Annotated in this window: 2 protein-coding genes; both read left to right on the top strand. The window is 78.6% G+C overall.

All coding sequences use genetic code 11. The annotated features are described in order from the left end of the window. On the top strand, window positions 1–1,759 hold a 1,759-nt coding region (locus ABD363_RS32310; RefSeq protein WP_344610020.1), incomplete at its 5' end, for a polyketide synthase dehydratase domain-containing protein. Beyond that, window positions 1,756–2,388, top strand: a 633-nt coding sequence (locus ABD363_RS32305) for an acyl carrier protein (protein WP_344610019.1), incomplete at its 3' end; no start/stop codon positions are given. The genes ABD363_RS32310 and ABD363_RS32305, both read left to right, overlap by 4 nt.

Here is a 2,388-nt window from a genome sequence, read left to right as displayed (position 1 = left end):
GCTGGAGGACAGCCCGTTCTACCTGGTGCGCGAGCGGCAGCCCTGGGCCGCGCCCCGGGACGCCGAGGGCCGGGAACTGCCCCGCAGGGCCGGCGTCAGCTCCTTCGGGCTCGGCGGGGTCAACGCCCACGTCGTCCTCGAGGAGTACGTCCCGCCCGACGGCGCCGGGACGCCGGCCGCGCCCGCGGCACCGCTGCCCGTGGTGCTCTCCGCGCGCCACCCCGACGTCCTGCGCGACCTGGCCGGACAGTGGGTGACGGCGCTGCGGCGCGGCGACCACCGCGACGCCGACCTGCCGTCGATCGCGTACACGTCGCTGACCGGACGCACCCCGATGACCGAGCGCCTGGCCGTCCTCGCCGACGGCGTCGACGACCTGCGGCGGCACCTGGAGGCCTGGCTGCGCGGCGAGTCCGGCCCGGCTGTGCGCACCGGCCGGGTACGCCGCGGCGGCGACACCCCGGACGCCGTCGCCGGACCGGAGCCCGGCCCGGCCGACGGCCCGGTCCGCCGGGACTGGGACCGCGCCCTCACCGCCTGGCTCGACGGCGCCGACGTCGACTGGGAACGCTGGTGGACCGGGCCCCGGCCGCGCCGCGTCCCCCTGCCGGCCTACCCGTTCCGGCTGCGGCGCTACTGGATCGACACCACCGCCCCCGCCGGGGCACAGGCCGCCGCGCTGCACCCGCTGCTGCACACCAACACCTCCGACCTGACCGAGCAGCGGTACACCACCCGCTTCACCGGGCGGGAACCGCTGCTGGCCGGCCACCGCGTCCGGGGCGTGCCGGTGCTGCCGGGCGCCGCCCAGCTGGAGATGGCGCACGCCGCCGCCCGGCTCGCCTCCGGCGACGACGCGCGGGCCTGGTCGCTCGGGCAGGTCGTGTGGACCCGCCCGCTGGCCGTCGAACGGCCCACCGACGTCGACGTGGCCCTGGCGGCCCGGCCCGACGGCAGCCTGTCCTACGAGGTGCGCAGCCGCGACGCCGACGGCACGGCCGTCGTGCACGGCCACGGACGGCTGCACCGCCGCACGCCGGCGGCCGGGGAACGCCTCGACCTTCCGGCCCTGCTCGCCCGCTGCACCGGCGAGGAACTGGACGCCGGGGCGGTCTACGAGCGGTTCGCCCGCCGCGGCCTGGAGTACGGGCCCGCGCTGCGCGCGCTGCGCCGCCTGCACGGCGGCTCGGGCCTCGCGGTCGCCCGCCTGGAAGCGCCGCCGTCCGCGCGGCCGGCCGGCACCGGCTGCGTCGTCGACCCGGGCCTGCTGGACGCCGCCCTCCAGGCCACGTCCGGACTGTTCCCCGACGACGGCGCCGCGGGCACCGCGCTGCCCTTCGCGCTCGGCGCACTGGAGGTGCTGCGGCCCACCCCGGCGTCCGGCTGGGCCGTCGCCCGGTTCGCCGCGGACGACCGGTCCGGGCCGGTGCGCCGCGTGGACGTCGACGTGTGCGACGACGACGGGGAGGTGTGCGTCCGGCTGCGCGGGTTCACCGCCCGCGCCCTCGCCGCGCACGACCGGACCGGCGACCTGCCCGGTGACCTGCCCGGTGACCGGGCCGGCGCCCCGTCGGGCCGGTCGTCCGGCGATCCGGCCGGCGCCGGCCGGGAGCCGCGGCCCGCACCCGCCCCGGCAGCCGGACACGAGGCGGACGGCGGCGACGACGACACCTACCTGCTGCACCTGATCGAAGCCGTGTCACGCCAGGACCTGAGCGCGGACGACTTCAAGCGGAGCCTGAACGGAGCCAGGAAGTGACCACATCCATCGAATCCCTCGACGACCTGCACGCAGGCATCCGCGACGGGCGCATCGGACAGGCCGAGGCGCTGCGTCTGATCCGCGCCCTGCGGCACCGGTCGGCCGCCGCGCCCCGGCCCGGCACCGACCCCCGCGAGCTGCTCGAACGCGTGTCGAGCATCGTGCTGGAGAAGGTCGCCGGGCTGCTGAAGGTCGACGTCGGGGAACTGGATCCGGACGTCGCCCTGAGCGAGTACGGCCTGGACTCGATCGTCATGAGCCGGCTCGTCAACGAACTGAACGAGGTGCTGGGCCTGGAGCTGATGCCGACCGTGCTCTTCGAGCACGCCACCGTGAACGCCTTCGGCACGCACCTGGTGGACACCTGCGGCCCGGCCCTCGCCGCCCGCCTCGGCCGGCCGCGGCCCGCCCGGGACACCGCCCCCGCCACCCCGGCCCCCACCGCGCAACCCGGACCCGGGGACGGGCCCGGACCCGGAGACGGCCTCGAAGCCGAACCCGCCGCCCCGGCCCCGGCGGGGGGACGGTTCGCGCCCCGCCCGACGGCCCCGGCCGCCACGACCGCGCCGGACGGGCCCTCCGCCGCCGAGCGGGCCGCCCCGCCGGCCGCGGGGGAGCGGACCGGC

The sequence above is a fragment of the Streptomyces glaucus genome (genome assembly GCF_039533365.1).
GTDB classification, from domain to species: domain Bacteria; phylum Actinomycetota; class Actinomycetes; order Streptomycetales; family Streptomycetaceae; genus Streptomyces; species Streptomyces glaucus.
This window is presented reverse-complemented; position numbering and strand designations above follow the sequence as displayed.